The sequence below is a fragment of the Telmatobacter sp. DSM 110680 genome, from assembly GCF_039994875.1.
Lineage (GTDB): Bacteria > Acidobacteriota > Terriglobia > Terriglobales > Acidobacteriaceae > Telmatobacter.
Genome location: NZ_CP121196.1, coordinates 4,576,501 through 4,592,988 on the forward strand (window position 1 = coordinate 4,576,501; position 16,488 = coordinate 4,592,988).

Below are 16,488 nucleotides of genomic sequence, written 5' to 3' on the forward strand. Positions count from 1 at the left end.
GGACTGGTGGGCAGTGAGGGACTCGAACCCCCGACATCCTGCTTGTAAGGCAGGCGCTCTAACCAACTGAGCTAACCGCCCTCAAAAACTGGACCATTCCTTGGCCCTTAGTAATGATAACAGCGAAATCGCTTCCGGGAAGACTCGCTGGGCAGCTGCGTGCGCTCGACCACAGGGAATTAAAGGGCGGATTGATAAGCTAATCCTCGTGCCTCGCCTAATCGTAAATGCCGATGATTTTGGCCTCGCTCCGGGTGTAAACCGGGCGGTGCTGGAACTTCACGCGGCCGAGGTGCTTACAAGCGCCACGATGATGGCTCAATCAGCAGCCACGGACGAGGCCGTGCGCATGGCTTTGGCGATGCCCACATTGGGAGTGGGTTGTCACGTCGTACTGGTCGACGGTACTCCCGTCTCTCCAGGAACAAGTATTCGCTCACTAGTCGATCGAAATAACGGAGCGTTTCACTCCTCCCCAGGCAATTTTTTGAAGCGGCTCTACACGGCGCGGATTCGCAGCGCTGAGGTAGAAGCGGAGGCCGCGGCGCAGATAGCGTTGCTACAAAGTTATGGTCTTCGGCTTACACATATTGATACACACAAGCACATGCACATGTTTCCTCTCATTCTGCGCCCGGTTCTTCGGGCAGCAAAGGCTGCCGGGATTCATGCGGTCCGCAATCCGTTCGAGCCAATCTGGAGTCTAAACGCAACCGCCAATGCACCCGAGATGCGGCGGGCGGAAGTTGTGTTACTTCGTAGGTTCGAAGCGAAATTTCGCCGCATCGTCGAAAAAGAGGGCTTCGAGACGACCGACGGAGCCATCGGGATTCTGGCCACTGGCACTGTCAATCTCGCAACTGTAAATGCGCTGATCAACGCTATGCCCGAAGGAACCTACGAGTTCGTTTCTCATCCGGGCTATCGCGACGATCAGTTGGCGCGCTCGAACACCCGGCTTTTGGAATCCCGCGAAATTGAGCGTAATGCGCTGGTCGCCATCAAGGACTACCGTGGAATCGATCTGATTTCATTTGGCGGTCTCGGCCATCGTTCGGAATAAAAGCGCTTTGAAGATGCACGCTGTACATTTGTAGGTAACCTCAAAATTGAAAGAGACAAGCATGCGCTATGTAATTGGTATCGACCTTGGCGGAACCGCCGTCAACTACACCGTGGTAGACGAAAAGCAGAACATCCTGGTTAAAGGATTGTGTGAACATCCAGCGCGCTCAGTTGAGGGTCCCACAATCTGCATCAACCAGATCGCGGATGGTGCAGTGCCGGCACTGGCCCAGGCGGGAGTGTCCATGGATGATGTCGTCGCGGTGGGACTGGACACACCCGGTCCAGCGAGCGCCAAGGGCGTGTTGAGCGCCAAGGGATCCACAAACTTTGTGCACGAGGACTGGGCAAGCTTTGACATTCGCGGTGCCCTTGAAAGCAGACTCGGCAAGCCGGTTGTGTACCTGAACGATGCCAACGCGGCGGCTTTGTGGGGTCATTTTGCGCTATTCGGCACGAACAGCGGCAAGACGTCGATCTCCATTATTGTCGGAACCGGAAACGGTGGCGGCGTGATCGTGAATGACAAAGTCATTGAGGGCAAAAATGGCTTCGGCGGCGAATTGGGCCATGTGCTGGTTCCTTACTCTGAGATTCCTGAGATTGCAGGACTGAAACCGGTCTGCAACTGCGGGCGAATTGGCGATCTCGAATCGCTGTGCTCGCTTACATCGATCCGGATGAATGTATTGCCATACCTGCTAAAGCAGCATCCAGAACACGAGCTGGCGAAGATGGATATAGCCAAGGCTGCGTACGCAGCACGCGGGCTAGCAGCGAAGGGTGATCCTCTCTGCCGAACAATCTTCAAAGTCCAGGCACATGCGCTGGGCCTGTTCTTTGACGAGATGATCAATACGTTCGATCCGGATGCGCTGATCATCGGCGGTGGCGTGCTTGAGGCCACAGAAGAATTCCGGCAGTGGTTTATCCAACAGATTCGTGCCGGCATGCCTCTCCAGCGAGCCGAGCAGGCAGATATCCCAATCCACGTAATTCCAAACGGCGATTGCGCCGGTGCTCTCGGTGCCGCTATTGGAGCTTTGCAGTTACTGGCGTAGTCGACGGATCGTTGAAGACAATCTACTTTTTTGATTTCGAAAGCGCTGAAGCTGCTTCGGTCGATGGGACAATCGGCCGAAGCCCCCTGCCGCGAAGACGAATTCGCAACGCAGTTGCGGTGAAGCAGAGGAGAGCAGCGATCTCGACGAAGACTTTTCCGCCATCGAGAAGGTCTGGGCGACCATCCTTCAGGTTGGGATCGGTGAGAATACTGTGCACAAAGAGGAGAACTGCTGCTGGAAAAACCAGGTAATGCAACCGCCTCCAAAGCGGACGTCCAATGCGTGAACGTAGGAGAGAGGTGAGAAAGACAATCAGCAGCAGATAGAAAGCAACGGCGCCGGCAACATTGACGAGCGGCTGCAACGGTGAATGGATGGGCACAAGTATGTCGAAGACCCGGAAGCGCGGCTTGTCAAGGAAAAGCAATATGAGCGGATGAGCGAGAGTGAGCGCTACCGTGGCATATGCGGTCCACTGATGCAAGCCGAAGAGATTGAGTCGCAGATGTGGCCAATGTCGAACAGGACTGTAGCGCAGAGAAATGAGCAGGCCGATCAGGAGATTGAGAGCGGCCGCACCCGTTGCCCCTAGTCCGAGGTATGCACAAAAATCCAGCAGAGTCATTTTGGAAACTTGCGGCAAAGGATACGACGCGACTAGAGCCGGCCAGCTACATGCTGAGAAAGCAAACCAGCCGTATCAACTAGTATAAACGTCCCTCGCAGTTCTGCGATGCCGTCTTGTTCGGAAGGGCCGTTCACCACGCACGTGGAGAAATTTTGCGCAGAATGCGCGCGGCGAATGTATCTTAGTATTGTTTTCCCCCACCAACTCCGATGCCAGCCTAGCAAGTCTGAAGATTTCGATTCCAGGAGCACCGCCATGTCTTGTTTCTTGTGTTTGCGGTCCACCAACTCTCTACGAGCATTCGTCCGATTCGCTGTGATTGGCTATGTTTTCGCCAGCCTTGCTCACACCTCTTTCGCCCAACAGCAACCCAAAAGAGAATCATGGTTGGGCGACGGTTTTTCGACTCTTAAACTTCGCCAGATCGGCCCCTTTCGCGGTGGCCGCGTGGACGCTGTAACGGGCGTTCCCGGTGAGCCCCTCGTCTACTACTTCGGAGGCACAGGCGGCGGTGTTTTTAAGACGACCAACGGCGGCCACACCTGGGAGCCAATCACCGATGGGCAGATCAACTTCGGCTCGATCGGGTCGATTGCGGTCGCCTCCTCCGATCACAATGTAATCTACGTGGGCACCGGAGAGAGCGCAATCCGCGGCAACGCTTCCCATGGCGACGGAGTATACAAGTCGGTCGATGCGGGCAAGACCTGGACCCATGCAGGTCTCGAAGACACTCAGCAGATTGGCCAGATTCGCATAGATCCGACCAACCCTGATCTCGTGTATGTGGCGGCCCTTGGTCACATGGCCGGACCGAACCCGGAGCGAGGCATCTTCCGTTCCAAAGACGGAGGCAAAAACTGGCAGAAGGTCTTCTTCAAGAGCGACAAAGCAGGCGCTGTCGACCTCGCGATGGATCCCACAAATCCACGCGTTCTCTACGCCGCGCTCTGGCAGGTCGTGCGCAAACCGTGGACATTTGAGAGCGGCGGCCCCGATGGAGGCATCTGGAAATCGACCGACGGCGGCGAAACGTGGAAGGACTTAACGCACAACCAAGGCATGCCAAAGGGTGTTTTAGGACGTATTGGTATCACAGTTTCGCCGGCAAACCCAGACCGGGTGTGGGCCTTGATCGAGGCGCAGGAGGGCGGGATCTTCCGTTCAGATGATGCCGGAGCAACGTGGACGAAGATGAATGGGGACAACTCCATCAAGCAGCGCGCCTGGTATTACTCGCAAGTCTTTGCCGATCCTAAAAACGAGAATACGGTCTACGCAGTAAACACGTCTTTCTTCCGTTCAACCGACGGCGGCAAGACATTCGCCAGCATTCGAAATCAGCATGGCGACAATCACGATCTGTGGATTGCGCCGGAAGATCCCAGCCGCTTTATCGAGTCCAGCGATGGTGGCGCACAGATCAGTTTTGACGGCGGTAAGAGTTGGAGCACGGAGGACAACCAGCCCACGGGACAGTTCTATCGCGTCGCCCTGGACAACGACTTTCCGTATCACATCTACGGCGCTCAACAGGACAACACCACCGTTGGCATTCTGAGCCGAAGTAACGACGGGGCAATCACAGAGCGCGACTGGCACGATGTGGGTGGCGGCGAAAGCGGGTGGATTGCCCCTGATCCTGCCGATTCTAACTTCGTATACGCCGGCTCGTACGATGGATTACTCACTCGATTCGACACCAAGACGGGGTCCTTGAGAGATGTGAATGCGTGGCCCGATAACCCGATGGGTTCGGGCGTCGAAGTGATGAAATATCGCTTTCAGTGGAGCTTCCCCCTGCTGTTTTCGCCAAACAACCCAAAGCGGCTCTACGCCGGCAGCAACGTCCTGCTGGCGACTACGGATGAAGGCCAGCACTGGACAGAGATGAGCCCGGATCTGACCCGGAATGACAAATCCAAGCAGGGCCCTTCGGGTGGCCCGATCACGAAGGACAATACGGCGGTCGAATACTACGACACCATCTTTACGGTCGACGAGTCTGCGGTAAAACCGGGTGTGATCTGGGCCGGCTCAGACGATGGTCTAATCCATGTGACGACCGATGATGGGAAAAACTGGCAGAACGTCACTCCCAAAGATGCTCCCGAGTGGATCCGGATCAATTGCATCGCGGCTTCACCCTTCGACGCCGGTACAGCATATGTGGCCGCAACCATGTATCTCTCGGACGACTTCCATCCATTCCTGTGGAAGACGACCGACTTCGGCAAAACCTGGAAGAAAATCGTAAACGGCATTCCTGAAAACGACTTCACACGTGCTATCCGCCCCGATCCAAATCAGAGGGGATTGCTGTTTGCCGGAACCGAATCACATCTCTATATCTCTTACGATGACGGCGATAAATGGCTGCCCTTCCAGCTGAATCTACCGGCGGTGCCCGTAACAGACATAGCTTTCCAGAAGCGCGACGACGAGATGGTCATCGCCACGCAGGGCCGTGGATTTTACGTGCTCGACGACATGCCCTTGGTGCGTTCATTCGATCCGTCAAAATTCCAACACAACGAGCCTTTAAAGCTTTTCCCGGTGAAACCTGCGATCCGGATTGCAGGCGGAGGTTTTGGTGGACGACGTAGAAATCCCCTGGCGGGAGAAAACCCGGCCGACGGCGCCACGATCTTTTACTATCTCAAGGAAAAACCCAAGGGAGAGCTGAAGCTGCGCTTCCTTACCGCCTCTGGGAAATTGGTTCGGGAGATTTCCAGCAAACCCCCAACGCATGCAGATGAGGCGGAGGATCCAGAAGAAGAGAGGCCACGCGACAACAACCTCGCTCCAGCCAAGGAGGGGTTGAATCGCTATGTGTGGGACCTTCGCTATGAAAAGTCCACTGGCTTCCCCGGTCTTCTCATGTGGGATGGAAGGCTGGATGGTCCCAGGGCCATTCCGGGAGAGTACAGAGTGGAATTGGTCGTTGACGGTAAAACGGAGATGGAAAAATTCTCGATCGTAAAGGATCCTCGAACCCCGACGACTCCAGGGCAGTTTGAGGAGCAGTTGGCATTCGGGCTGAAGGTTCGAGATAGGGTTACGGATGCAAACAGTAGTGTCGTTCGCGTTCGCGCCATGAAAGATCAGCTCAAACCCTATCTGAAGGCTTCAGACAGCGAGGTAAGTGGCAGCGCAAAAAAACTGACCGATCAACTCACTGCGATCGAAGAAAACATCTATCAAACCAAGCTCAAGGCCGGCGAAGACGCGCTCAACTTCCCGATCAAGCTCAACAACAAGATTGCTTCGGTGGGCGGCGGTGTGGATATGACAGACATTGCCCCAACATCTCAATCGAAAGACGTTTTCGATCAACTTTCCGCCAAGCTACAGACGGAAATCGATCATCTGCATGACGTCGAGACGAAAGAAATCCCGGAATTCAATAAGCTTGTGCGCGACCGGAACATTCCAGCTATTAATCCAGAACCTAAACCCGGACAGGATAAGGAGTAGAGATCCGATGGCTCATCGGGCATTGCAGACTCACAAGGTCTGCCGTGCTCGATGTGATTATGCTGTCCATCTTGTACCGACGGACTTGACAGATCGCTGCGGTGCTGGAGTCTTACAGGGCTGATCTATCTTAGCGGTCGCACGGTTATTTCTGGCGTCCATGTCGCAAAGCACCATTTGTCGATCACTGCGAAAGAGTGAGATTATTTCGGGAATCGCTTTCGCAATTTAGACTAGTGTTTGTCTAAATCCCGTGACGCTACAAGGATCCGAAAGGCCTAAGCGATAATTTTGGGTACAATCCTTCAGTTACTTTCCGCATCCTCTGTACCGTCTGAGAATCTAAAACTGTTGGAATCGACCCCATAAATAGCCACTTGCCCATCAAATGCTTATCTCGACAAGTGGTCGTTCACAAGAAGGCAAGTCGCCCATGCGCATTGGCATTACGTGCTATCCCACCTATGGTGGATCCGGCGTTGTCGCTACCGAACTCGGCATTGAACTTGCTGCTTCGGGCCACGAGGTTCATTTCATCTCGTATTCACAGCCGTTTCGCCTCAGCGGCCGCGATGACGGCATCTTTTACCACGAAGTGCCAGTTTCCAGTTATCCCCTGTTCGAATTTCCCCCTTACGATCTTGCCCTTGCTTCTCGGATGGCAGAAGTCGCCGAATTCTGCGATCTTGATCTGCTCCACGTGCACTACGCCATTCCGCATTCGGTGAGTGCTCTGCTTGCGCGCCAGATGGTAGCCGTGAAGGGTCGCAAGCTACCCTTCGTAACGACGCTGCATGGAACCGACATTACCCTCGTGGGGCTTGATCGTAGTTATCTGCCGATCACGCGCTATTCGATCCAGGAGAGCGACGGGGTCACCAGTATTTCGAGCTATTTGAAAGACAAGACAGTCACAGATTTCGGCATCTCCCGACCGATTGAAGTGATTCCCAACTTCGTAAACTGCGATGTCTACACTCCGATCTCAGATGAAGACGTTCGTGCCAAAGCGCGTGCGAAATTTGCGACGCCAGACGAAGCGATCCTGATCCACTTGTCGAACTTCAGGCCAGTGAAACGCGTCGTCGACGTGGTGAAGGTGTTTGCGCAGGTGGAGCGCGAGGTACCGGCACAACTTGTCCTGGTGGGTGATGGCCCTGATCGCTCTGCAGCCGAATGGCTCGCCCACGATCTCAAGATCAACGACAAGGTCCACTTCCTCGGCAAGCAAGACCGCGTGAACGAGCTTCTTCCGTTGGCGGATCTAATGGTTATGCCGAGCACTCTCGAATCATTTGGACTGGCTGCTCTTGAAGCGATGGCCTGCAAAGTTCCCACGATTGCCACGCGCGTGGGAGGCGTGCCGGAATTGATTGAAGATGGAGTGACAGGACTGCTCTTTCCCGTTGGCGATGTCGATGGTATGGCAACTGGCGCGCTCCGACTGTTGAAAGATCGGGCGTTGCTTGATGCCATGCGCGATGCTGCGCGCAGAGATGCACAAAAGCGATTTTGCGCTTCGCTGGTCCTGCCTAAATACGTCAAATTCTACGAGAAGATTCTCGGAAGATAGAGGCTTGCACGCATCTTCGATTACTGCGAACGATCGGATTCAAATCGCGGAGTGAAGCCGATTCGCTCCCAGAATTCCTGCACAAGCGCGATGGTCTCCTGGGTTACGTGTGGAGGCGTCCGCAGCAGAATTTCTCTACTCTGTTCGCCTGCACCAACGCCGATCGAAGCCTCCGTAAGTTCCTGCATTTTCGCCACGAGGGCCACGCACTTGTCTGCGCGGTACGTGCAGGATGCGAGGTCGGCGATGGAGAGGCGGGTTGTGGGTGTGATGAATACAGTCCGTGGCGGCGCCATACGGTCGAGCAAACAGAAGATCTCGAGCTTCGATTCCAACTCATCCGGCACGCAATCTATCGCCAGATCGGCCTCGCGCACGGCCCCTTCAATCGTGGATGCGAACTCCACCATCGGAAGTGCAGCCGGCCCTAATTGCTGTCGCAGATACTCTTGAGCATGATGCAGGTTTGAGGGCATCACGTCCTCAAGGAGAACGGTGTAGCCGGCACGGGCCGCTGCGAACGCGAGCCATCGGCCAAGCGGGCCGGCTCCAATAATGGCAACTTGCATTAGGATCCAGATTACTTTGCGTTAAGTGCCTTGGCCACATCGTCGGCATTCGGCTTGGAGTTCTCAAGGTGTGTGGCGATACGGGCGCGCTCTTCCGGTGTGAGCGTTGGCACCAGTGCCAGGATGCGACGCAGCGTGACCGCAACGTCATCAATGTAGTTCATTAGTCGAATGGCTTCACCAGACAGTGTCATGGGGGTCCTTTTGATTGAAATCAGTCCCCATTGTAGGCGGTGATAGTCGAGGAGGGGAAGCAGACCTTGGGATGTGGGATTTCGGTCTGATATTGAGAGGTTTGAAAGTTACTGGTCGAAGCGGAGAAGGTAGCCAATCATCTGTTTCGCGAGGTCATCTGTCTGATCTGTGGCCAGAGTGGTCTGCGAAAACCATGCGGTCGAATCGACGTCATTGTAGGTTTGTACAACAAGCTCGTATTGGCGATCGAATCCCAGGCACTTGCCAGTAAAATAAATTTTTCTCTTTTCGGGATCGAATTGAATGACGAATCCCATGTCGTCTTCTCGGCGAATCTCGAGGCAATTTTCGTCGGGCATGGCGCCTCGAAGAACTGCTCGACCTGCAGTTCGATTCAAGCCCTCACATCGAATCGACATCGCCTCGCAGAGACCATTCCATTGATGCGGAAGCTCTTTTACCAAAAGCGCCGCCCTGGCATCCGCTTTTCGCTTCGCTTCTACGGCAACCGCACGTTTGGGCTCGTAGTTCTGCAGTTCTTCCTGTTCCCATGTCAGAGGGAGTTTCCTTTCTTCGGACGCAGCTGCTTTAACGGGCTTCGTGACGGCCGCGATGCGTTGCGAAATTGGATCTGTGCGAGTCTGGACGGACATGGAAATTGGTTTGCTGTCCCGATGTTAGCGCACGTCCGCACAGATTCTGCACCGAATCCTGCTCGCGGTAACGGTACTTTTTGGGGAGACGATCTAAGCCGTGTGTCATGGGATTCGACCCTCGAAGCCTCTAAGAGTCGCTTCTATCTAGTAATTTCTTTGAGTTTTGGCTCACTCAAAAAATGGAAGCACCTTCACGCCGCAGAAAGCGAGGGCGAATTTGGCGGTTAAACGCACCAAGGCGGCCCATCCTCCCACAAGGAATGGACCGCCCTGGTGCAATCCGGACTAATCTGCTTGCCGGCCGGAAACTTTCAAAGTGTGCGCTTGAAGAGTGGCGTTGCAATCAGCAACGTCCCTATCCCAAAACAAAACAGGTAGGCCAGATCGCCGCGTATTGCCACAAACCCACCGTCCTTCAACAAGATGGCCTTGAACCCATGAATCGCATACGTAAAAGGATCGACAATCGCGATTGCCTGTAGCCATTTTGGAAAGGCCGCAACCGGCGAAATCGCACCCGACGGGAAAAACAACAGCGTGTTGAGCACCCCAAACATTGCGCGGGGTACGAGTGGATCATCCACGCGCACCATCATCAGAAACATCATCCCGTTAAACGCCAGCGACGTCCCGATAATCAGCAGCAGCAGATTGAAATCTGCTCTGACCCTAAAGATAGTTCCAAGCCCGGCCATCAACGAGCCGATCACCGTGATCGAAATGCCCGCAAGCAGCGCCTTGACTGCCCCTGCCACATTCAATCCCATCACCAGTTCCAGCTTCGTAATCGGCGTTACAAGATACCCCTCATGTACACCCCGAGCCTTGTCGTCGATGTACAACATTCCGCCGCCAATCATCACGGAGATGTACATCGCCAGCGCGATTGAACCCGACAGCAGGTACTTCATGTATTCAACATAGGGATAAAGCTCCACGATCTCCAGCGCAATGTTCTTCACCACGCGGTCCTGGATCACCGGCTGATTAAGCGCATCCACCAGTGATTGCATCTCGCTTTCCAAACTGCCGCTCATCACCTGGTCTGAGTTGTCCACCACCAGCCCGATGCGCGGAGCATCTTGCGCATACACTCTCCGTGAATACTGCGCAGGGATGATCACCGCAGCATCTACCTTGCCTGTCCGCACGTCCTCCTTCGCCTGGTTCTCATCGGCATACGGAAGCGTCTTGAACGTCGCTATGTTGGCAGCCACTGAGTCGAAGGCTTCCTGTACCTTCACTGCCTGCGGGCCACCATCATGATCCACTACCGCGACCTTCGCCCCTTGGATGTGCCCGCCATACGCATGACCCAGAATGATGAGTTGCACAATGGGCAGCATCATCGACATGATCATCAGAACCGGAGAGCGGAAAAATTTCCTCAGTTCGCGTTCAACAATCGCCAGAAATCTGTTCATGGCTGCGCCCCCGGTCGCGGCGGCATCTGGAACACCGCTTTTACCTGCTCGTCTCTCAACTGCCTGCCCGTGTAGTGCACAAATACGTCGTCCAGCGACGTGTTCTGTACGCTTAACGATGTCAGTTTCTCGCCCAGCGCGTTCGCCATCTGAACCAGTTCCGACGTTGTCTGTGATCCATCCGAAGTCAGCACCCGATAAACGCCCGCCGACTGCGACTGCACTTCAGTTACGTCAGGCAGAGCCTGCAAGCGCGACTGCCACTCCGGATCTTCGCGGTTGAACTGGACCTCAACCACATTCGACCCTGGAACGCTTTGTTTCAACTCCACCGGAGTACCCAATGCCACCAGCGTTCCGTGATCGACGATTGCAATCCGATCGCACAGCCGGTCAGCTTCTTCCATGTAGTGCGTGGTCAGGAGCATGGTAAGGTTCCGGGTCTTCTTCAGATTGTTCAGCATCTCCCACACCGCGATGCGCGAGACGGGATCGAGACCCGTAGTCGGCTCGTCAAGAAAGAAGATGCGCGGATCGTGCACTAGCCCGCGCGCAATTTCAAGCCTGCGCCGCATGCCGCCAGAGAGCGTCTTCGTCTGTGCCGTACGCCACTTGGTCAGGTCGACGGCCTCCAGTACTTCTGCGATATTTTTCTCTCGCTGCACACGCGGCACGCTGTAAAGCTTTGCATAAATACTGAGATTCTCTTCAACCGTCAAATCCTGATCGCTGGTAAGCGCCTGCGGAATCACTCCAATCATGCGCCGCACCGCATCGGAATCCTTGCTGACGTCATTCCCGCCAACAATCGCTTTACCACTCGTCACGGGAATGAGTGTTGTCATCATGCGGATCAGGGTGCTTTTCCCTGCGCCGTTGGGACCGAGAAGCCCGAAAATTTCGCCATCCGCTACAGTGAAACTCACCCCCTTCACCGCCTCAAATTCACCGTACTTCTTGACGATGTGGTCAACGCGAATCGCTGGCGGCGCCTGGCCATGAACGGGATCCGGGGTAGGGGTGACAGTATGCGCATGCGACGTCATTGCTTCACCAGTTTGGCCTTGGGCACGTACACCTCGGCCGTCATCCCGGGAACAAACTTCTCTTCAGGGTTATCAATCAGCAGCTTGAGGCGAACCGTCCTGATATCGCGTTTGCGGCCGCCATTGATATCTCGCTGGGTTGCAAAATCTGCCTCTGCTGACTTCGCGATCACTTTTCCCTGCACCGTTGCTCCGCTCGGCATCACGACTTTCAGACTGTCGCCGATTTGGACGGAGTCGGCCTGCGTCTCGGGAAGTGGAGCATAGACCCAGGTTTGCGACAGGTCCATCACCGTTGCAATCGTGCCGCCGGCAGCAAGCACTTCACCCTGCCGAGCTGCCAGCACATTCACTTTGCCGGAGACGGGCGCGACCACCTGTGCATATCCAAGTTCGACATGGGCCTGATCGGCGAGTGCCTTCGCATTTTGTACAATTCCGCGCGTCGATGCCACGGTCTGTGCTGACACGCGCGCCAGCAGTTCGTGCGCGTGTGCCTGCTGCAGTGCTGCTTTCGCTGCAGCCACATTCGCGTTGGCCGAGGCCACTGCGGCTTCGGCGGCATTCAGGCTCGTTACCGCTTCGTCCCTGGCCTGATCGCTGGCAATTCCCTGCTTCGCAAGGGCAACGGTTCGCGATGTATCGGCCTTTTGATGTTCAAGGTTTGCCTGTGCCTGGGCCAGTGCCGCCTGGCTGGCTTTGACCTGCGCTTCGGCGTTGACTGAAGCGCTCGAAACTTCGCCTTGATTCTGGCGCTCCGTTTCCACGGTCTCGGCAAGCTTTGACTGGTCGCTGAGAACGTTGGCTTCCGCCGCCTTTTGTTGAGCCGCAAGATCGTCGCTCTCTACAACCGCGATCAGTTCGCCAGCTTTTACCGATTGCCCTTCATCAATATTCAACGTCTGGATGCGACCAGGTATCTTGGCGCTGACCAGCACCTCATTGGCATCAACGGTACCGATTAGTTTCAGGTCTCCGGAAGTGCGAGCTGTTAGTAAATACCACACCAGCGATCCAAGGGTGAGCAGCCCAAGAATCATGAAAACTCTATTTCTTGCGTTCATCGGTTCTCCCAAAAAGGTGCCGAGTTGTCGGCAGTTCAGGCATTGGAGTGTCAGCAAGCACGCGCGCCGCTAGCTCGGTGCCATGAGCGCGATCCATAAAGACCGCCTTGCCCAGGAACTCTACGACGGCGCGCCGACGTGCTTCGAGTACATCCGGCGCGAAGGGCTCGAATGGCATCAGCATCCTCCATACCGGTGCGGCCAGAAAATAAAACACGTTGGCTCCCAGCGCTGCCAGGTGAATTTGCAGCCAGTCCACATCGATCAATTCACCCGACGCAATCCCCTCACGCATCATGGCCTGGTACATCGTCTGCAATGGAGCGAAAACTCGCTTCACCAGCACCTGCATCACATCGGATTGCCCTTGATGGAGACGCATCATCTCCTGTTGCATGAGGCTCTGAAATTCCCCCTGCGCCAAGATGCGATCAAAATGATCGAGAGCTGCCCGAAGGAGCCGCTCACCTGGAGAAGCATCGCGCAGGAAGACCGCCATGGAGCGATCGCGGATCTTCGCTGAAATCATCTCGACGGCTGCGAGGTAAAGATTCTCCTTGCTATCGAAGTGATAGTAGAGCAATGCCTTATTCACCCCTGCAGCCGCGGCGATCTGGTCCATCCGCGCTCCCGCCAGCCCCAGAGCGCTGAATTCGCGCAAGGCTGCGTCGAGAATCCGCGAACGCGTCTCTGAAGAACGATCAGTGGGTGAAGAAGTAATTTGAGATTCAAAAGTCATCTTGACCAAATAGTTAAACTAACTAGTTAGTAAATTAAACCAAGGCTGATTGAATTGCAACTGATAAATGACGGAAGCCCTGATTGCCCCCGAGGGCGGTGAAAACGGTCAAATTGCGGGGTGAGGTCTTGGCACAGCAGGATTTGGTCGCTACCCCTTCAATCGACGAGAGGAGTTGGCCGCAATTGCAACGGGCGATTTTCTGTAAAGATCGCGAAGGGAAGACCCCTTTCGCGCCGGCAATGCTTTAAATTCGCCGCGCTCGACGAGTCTTATAATTCATCCCGATGATGTTTATCTCTAACGAGCCTTAAGGTAATCCCGCACTACAGCACCTTCGAATTCATGATCAGTGCAACCGCACTGCGAAGTCGTGCCCTACTTCCCTCTCTGGCGGGCCGAATACTTGGAGCCCGGACCAACGGAAAGTGCCGCATCTGGCTTTCAATCGCAGGTCCTGCCAATTCCCAGATATTCGTGATATCGCCAACAACGACGATTTCGCCTGGCGCCAGGGCGAGCGCTATCATATGCATCCCGAGACCCAGAGCGCTGCACATTTTCGTTAATGCCAGCTTCGCCGCGGCATCATTTGCCTTCGCCAACTGGATCAGATCATCGAACGAGGAGACGGACTTCTTCGCGATTTCGGCATAGTAGCGCACCCCGGCGCGATTCGATGCAATCGTCTCCCAGCACCCCCGGCCTCCGCATCCGCACTTCACTCCATTTGGATCAAGCTGAACATGACCAAATTCGCCTGCCACTCCCGCCTCGCCGCGGAGCAAATGGCCGTTCGCGAAGATTCCGGTTCCAATGCCTTCGGAAACATTGACAACAACCAGGTCATGCATCCTGTCGCTGTATCCAAACCACACCTCAGACAAAGCACACGCGTTTGCAACATTGTCTATTACGACGGAAAGGCCAGTGGATTTTTCGACACGAGACTTCAACTCCCCAATTGGCCACCCAACGTTTGGTGCAAAAATGGACTTTTCCTGGCCTGGATCGAAGCGACCGGGAACATTAATTCCGACGCCCTCGAAGGTACGGTTGGGATGAGCTCGAAGCATTTTCTGAACCGGGTTCAGAATTGCTCTGATCACTTTATGTGGATCAGCAGGAAGTTTCACAGAGTCAAGAGATACGATGTTGCCGCCGAGGTCAGTCACGGCCAACATGGCATGGGCCGGATGTATATCGAGCGCAAGGACTCCGCGCTGGTCATTGACGTTTAGAAACGTTGGTTTTCTTCCACGAGGAATCGCTCCCGTTGAACCCTCGACAACCCAGCGGTCGGTAAGCAACTCTTCAACAATTAGAGAGACCGTACTTCGCTGGAGACCCGATGTACGCGCGAGTTCCGCGCGAGAGATTGGCTGCTTTACTCGAATCTGGTTGAAAATGAGTTTGCGGTTTATCTGGCGGGCGATCCGATTCGACGCGCTCAAATTTCCATTCAGGATCAGGCGCGAGTTAGGCATGCTGGTTCTCGATTCTCCGTTTCGCAGATACGGCACGGCGTCTGCATCAAACAAGTTCCCGCGATGCTTCCGGCTGGCGGAGAAATCAGTTTCACGCTTTTCCCGGGAATATCCCGACTTGATTCCTAGACTCGTGGCTCCCATCCCTTTTCATATTGCCGTCCCCATAACTTCATGGCATCGGCATCACTCCGAGGTTGACCAGTGCTCGGGTCAAGCTGCAGTTCGCGCCCGAGCTCCCATGCAACGTTCGACAGCTGCAGCGTGGTTACAGCGACGTTCCCAACAGAAACAGGAGCGTTCAGCTTTTCTCCCTTGCGCACGCCAGCGATAAAGTTCGCAAAATGCGCATCCGTCATCGAATCTCGGCCCGTGAGGTCGGCCGACGAGGTAACGCTGCCTGCCTTGAATTCGTTAATCTTATTCCCTTTTAGATCGTAAATCTCATATCCATCGCGATCGACGAGTACAGAGCCGCTTGTTCCAATGATGACCGAGCCGCGATCGCGACCGTAATACTTCATTCCTTCGCAGCACTTGCATTCCCACGAGATCATCTTGTCTTCGTAGTTGAAATTGGTCACCAGCGTGTCATAGAACTGCCAATCATCTTTGAAGTGGTACCGGCCGCCGGATGCAGAGATGGAGCGCGGATAATCGACGCCCAATGCCCAACGGCATACGTCAATCTCATGCGTGCCGTTATTCAAGGTTTCACCTGTTCCCCAGGTTTTGAACCAGTGCCAGTTATAAGGTTGAACGTTGTCTCGATAAGCCACCCGCGGCGCGGGGCCCTGCCACAGATCCCAGTCGAGCTGCGCAGGTACAGGCGCTTCTTTGCCCACTCCAATGGACTTGCGCACGTTGCTGTACCAGGCTTTTGCATAGTATGCTCTGCCGATCAGGCCGTTATGAATTTTGTCTACGATCTCAATCGTATGCGCGGATGAGCGCTGCTGGGTGCCCATCTGCACGAGCTTGCCATATTTCTTTTGCGCATTGACGAGCAGCGCACCCTCGGCCGGATTATGACTGCAGGGCTTTTCCACATATACGTGTTTGCCTGCCTGCAGCCCGAGAATGGCCATGGGCGCATGCCAATGATCGGGGGTCGCGATCGTAATAGCATCGATGTCTTTCCGCTGAAGAATGTGCCGGAAATCCTGATCCGTCGCCGGAGCGTAACCCAACTCGCGTTCGGAATCAGTCGCAAATTTCTTCATGGTGTTGGTGTCGACATCGCAAACGTAAGCAACCCTCGCCGCATCCTTGTTGGCTTTCAGGGAAGAAAGATGAGCATAGGCGCGCGAATGCAGACCGATAACTGCAAAGTTCAGTTTTTCGTTGGCCCCTAGAATCTGACCGTAACTTTTCGCACTCGAATTGATTGCCAGGCCTGCACCGCCCACAGCAAGTGTGTCGAGAAATTCTCGTCGCGTGATCATGTCATCTCCTTCTTCACGGCTGTACGCCAGTCTTCGCGCTGGTTGCCATCGAATCT

The 16,488-nt window shown here is 54.9% G+C and carries 14 protein-coding genes and 1 tRNA gene; 4 read left to right on the forward strand and 11 right to left on the reverse strand.

Going from position 1 to position 16,488, the window contains the following annotated elements:
• Positions 1-4 precede the first annotated feature (4 nt).
• Positions 5-81 (reverse strand) — tRNA-Val (locus P8935_RS18850).
• A gap of 127 nt (positions 82-208) precedes the next feature.
• Between P8935_RS18850 and P8935_RS18855 the strand changes: the two genes are divergently transcribed.
• A complete protein-coding gene (locus tag P8935_RS18855; protein WP_348261852.1) occupies positions 209-1,063 on the forward strand; it encodes a ChbG/HpnK family deacetylase in 855 nt (284 codons plus the stop codon).
• Between the two features lie 61 nt (positions 1,064-1,124).
• A complete protein-coding gene (locus tag P8935_RS18860) occupies positions 1,125-2,126 on the forward strand; it encodes an ROK family protein (protein WP_348261853.1) in 1,002 nt (333 codons plus the stop codon).
• A 22-nt stretch (positions 2,127-2,148) separates the two neighbouring features.
• Here P8935_RS18860 and P8935_RS18865 read toward each other — a convergent pair whose 3' ends face one another.
• The gene (locus P8935_RS18865) at positions 2,149-2,754 is read right to left on the reverse strand and encodes a ferric reductase-like transmembrane domain-containing protein (RefSeq protein WP_348261854.1); all 606 of its coding nucleotides are present in this window, start codon (positions 2,752-2,754) and stop codon (positions 2,149-2,151) included.
• A gap of 390 nt (positions 2,755-3,144) precedes the next feature.
• Between P8935_RS18865 and P8935_RS18870 the strand changes: the two genes are divergently transcribed.
• Complete coding sequence (locus P8935_RS18870; RefSeq protein ID WP_348261855.1) at positions 3,145-6,234, forward strand: hypothetical protein; 3,090 nt, start codon at positions 3,145-3,147, stop codon at positions 6,232-6,234.
• Positions 6,235-6,667: 433 nt separating this feature from the next.
• Positions 6,668-7,807 (forward strand): N-acetyl-alpha-D-glucosaminyl L-malate synthase BshA, encoded by a 1,140-nt coding sequence (gene bshA / locus P8935_RS18875; protein ID WP_348261856.1) that lies wholly within the window; start codon positions 6,668-6,670, stop codon positions 7,805-7,807.
• A 20-nt stretch (positions 7,808-7,827) separates the two neighbouring features.
• On the opposite strand, the gene P8935_RS18880 is transcribed toward bshA, so the two are convergent.
• The 9 genes from P8935_RS18880 to P8935_RS18920 form a co-directional block, all read right to left on the reverse strand.
• Positions 7,828-8,376 (reverse strand): 3-hydroxyacyl-CoA dehydrogenase NAD-binding domain-containing protein, encoded by a 549-nt coding sequence (locus P8935_RS18880; RefSeq protein WP_348261857.1) that lies wholly within the window; start codon positions 8,374-8,376, stop codon positions 7,828-7,830.
• Between the two features lie 11 nt (positions 8,377-8,387).
• Complete coding sequence (locus tag P8935_RS18885) at positions 8,388-8,570, reverse strand: hypothetical protein (protein ID WP_348261858.1); 183 nt, start codon at positions 8,568-8,570, stop codon at positions 8,388-8,390.
• A 108-nt stretch (positions 8,571-8,678) separates the two neighbouring features.
• A complete protein-coding gene (locus P8935_RS18890) occupies positions 8,679-9,224 on the reverse strand; it encodes a hypothetical protein (protein WP_348261859.1) in 546 nt (181 codons plus the stop codon).
• A gap of 314 nt (positions 9,225-9,538) precedes the next feature.
• Entirely contained in the window at positions 9,539-10,651 is a 1,113-nt protein-coding gene (locus P8935_RS18895; protein ID WP_348261860.1) for an ABC transporter permease, read from the reverse strand.
• Positions 10,648-11,697 carry an ATP-binding cassette domain-containing protein gene (locus tag P8935_RS18900; protein ID WP_348261861.1) on the reverse strand — a complete coding sequence of 350 codons (1,050 nt, stop codon included), beginning with the start codon at positions 11,695-11,697 and terminating at the stop codon, positions 10,648-10,650. The genes P8935_RS18895 and P8935_RS18900 overlap by 4 nt, the downstream gene beginning before the upstream one ends.
• Positions 11,694-12,761 carry an efflux RND transporter periplasmic adaptor subunit gene (locus tag P8935_RS18905; protein ID WP_348261862.1) on the reverse strand — a complete coding sequence of 356 codons (1,068 nt, stop codon included), beginning with the start codon at positions 12,759-12,761 and terminating at the stop codon, positions 11,694-11,696. The genes P8935_RS18900 and P8935_RS18905 overlap by 4 nt, the downstream gene beginning before the upstream one ends.
• Complete coding sequence (locus P8935_RS18910; RefSeq protein WP_348261863.1) at positions 12,745-13,500, reverse strand: TetR/AcrR family transcriptional regulator; 756 nt, start codon at positions 13,498-13,500, stop codon at positions 12,745-12,747. The genes P8935_RS18905 and P8935_RS18910 overlap by 17 nt, the downstream gene beginning before the upstream one ends.
• A gap of 326 nt (positions 13,501-13,826) precedes the next feature.
• Positions 13,827-14,987, reverse strand: a complete 1,161-nt coding sequence (locus tag P8935_RS18915) for an ROK family protein (protein ID WP_348261864.1) — start codon at positions 14,985-14,987, stop codon at positions 13,827-13,829.
• A gap of 125 nt (positions 14,988-15,112) precedes the next feature.
• Positions 15,113-16,432, reverse strand: a complete 1,320-nt coding sequence (locus P8935_RS18920) for a Gfo/Idh/MocA family oxidoreductase (RefSeq protein WP_348261865.1) — start codon at positions 16,430-16,432, stop codon at positions 15,113-15,115.
• Positions 16,433-16,488: the final 56 nt, after the last annotated feature.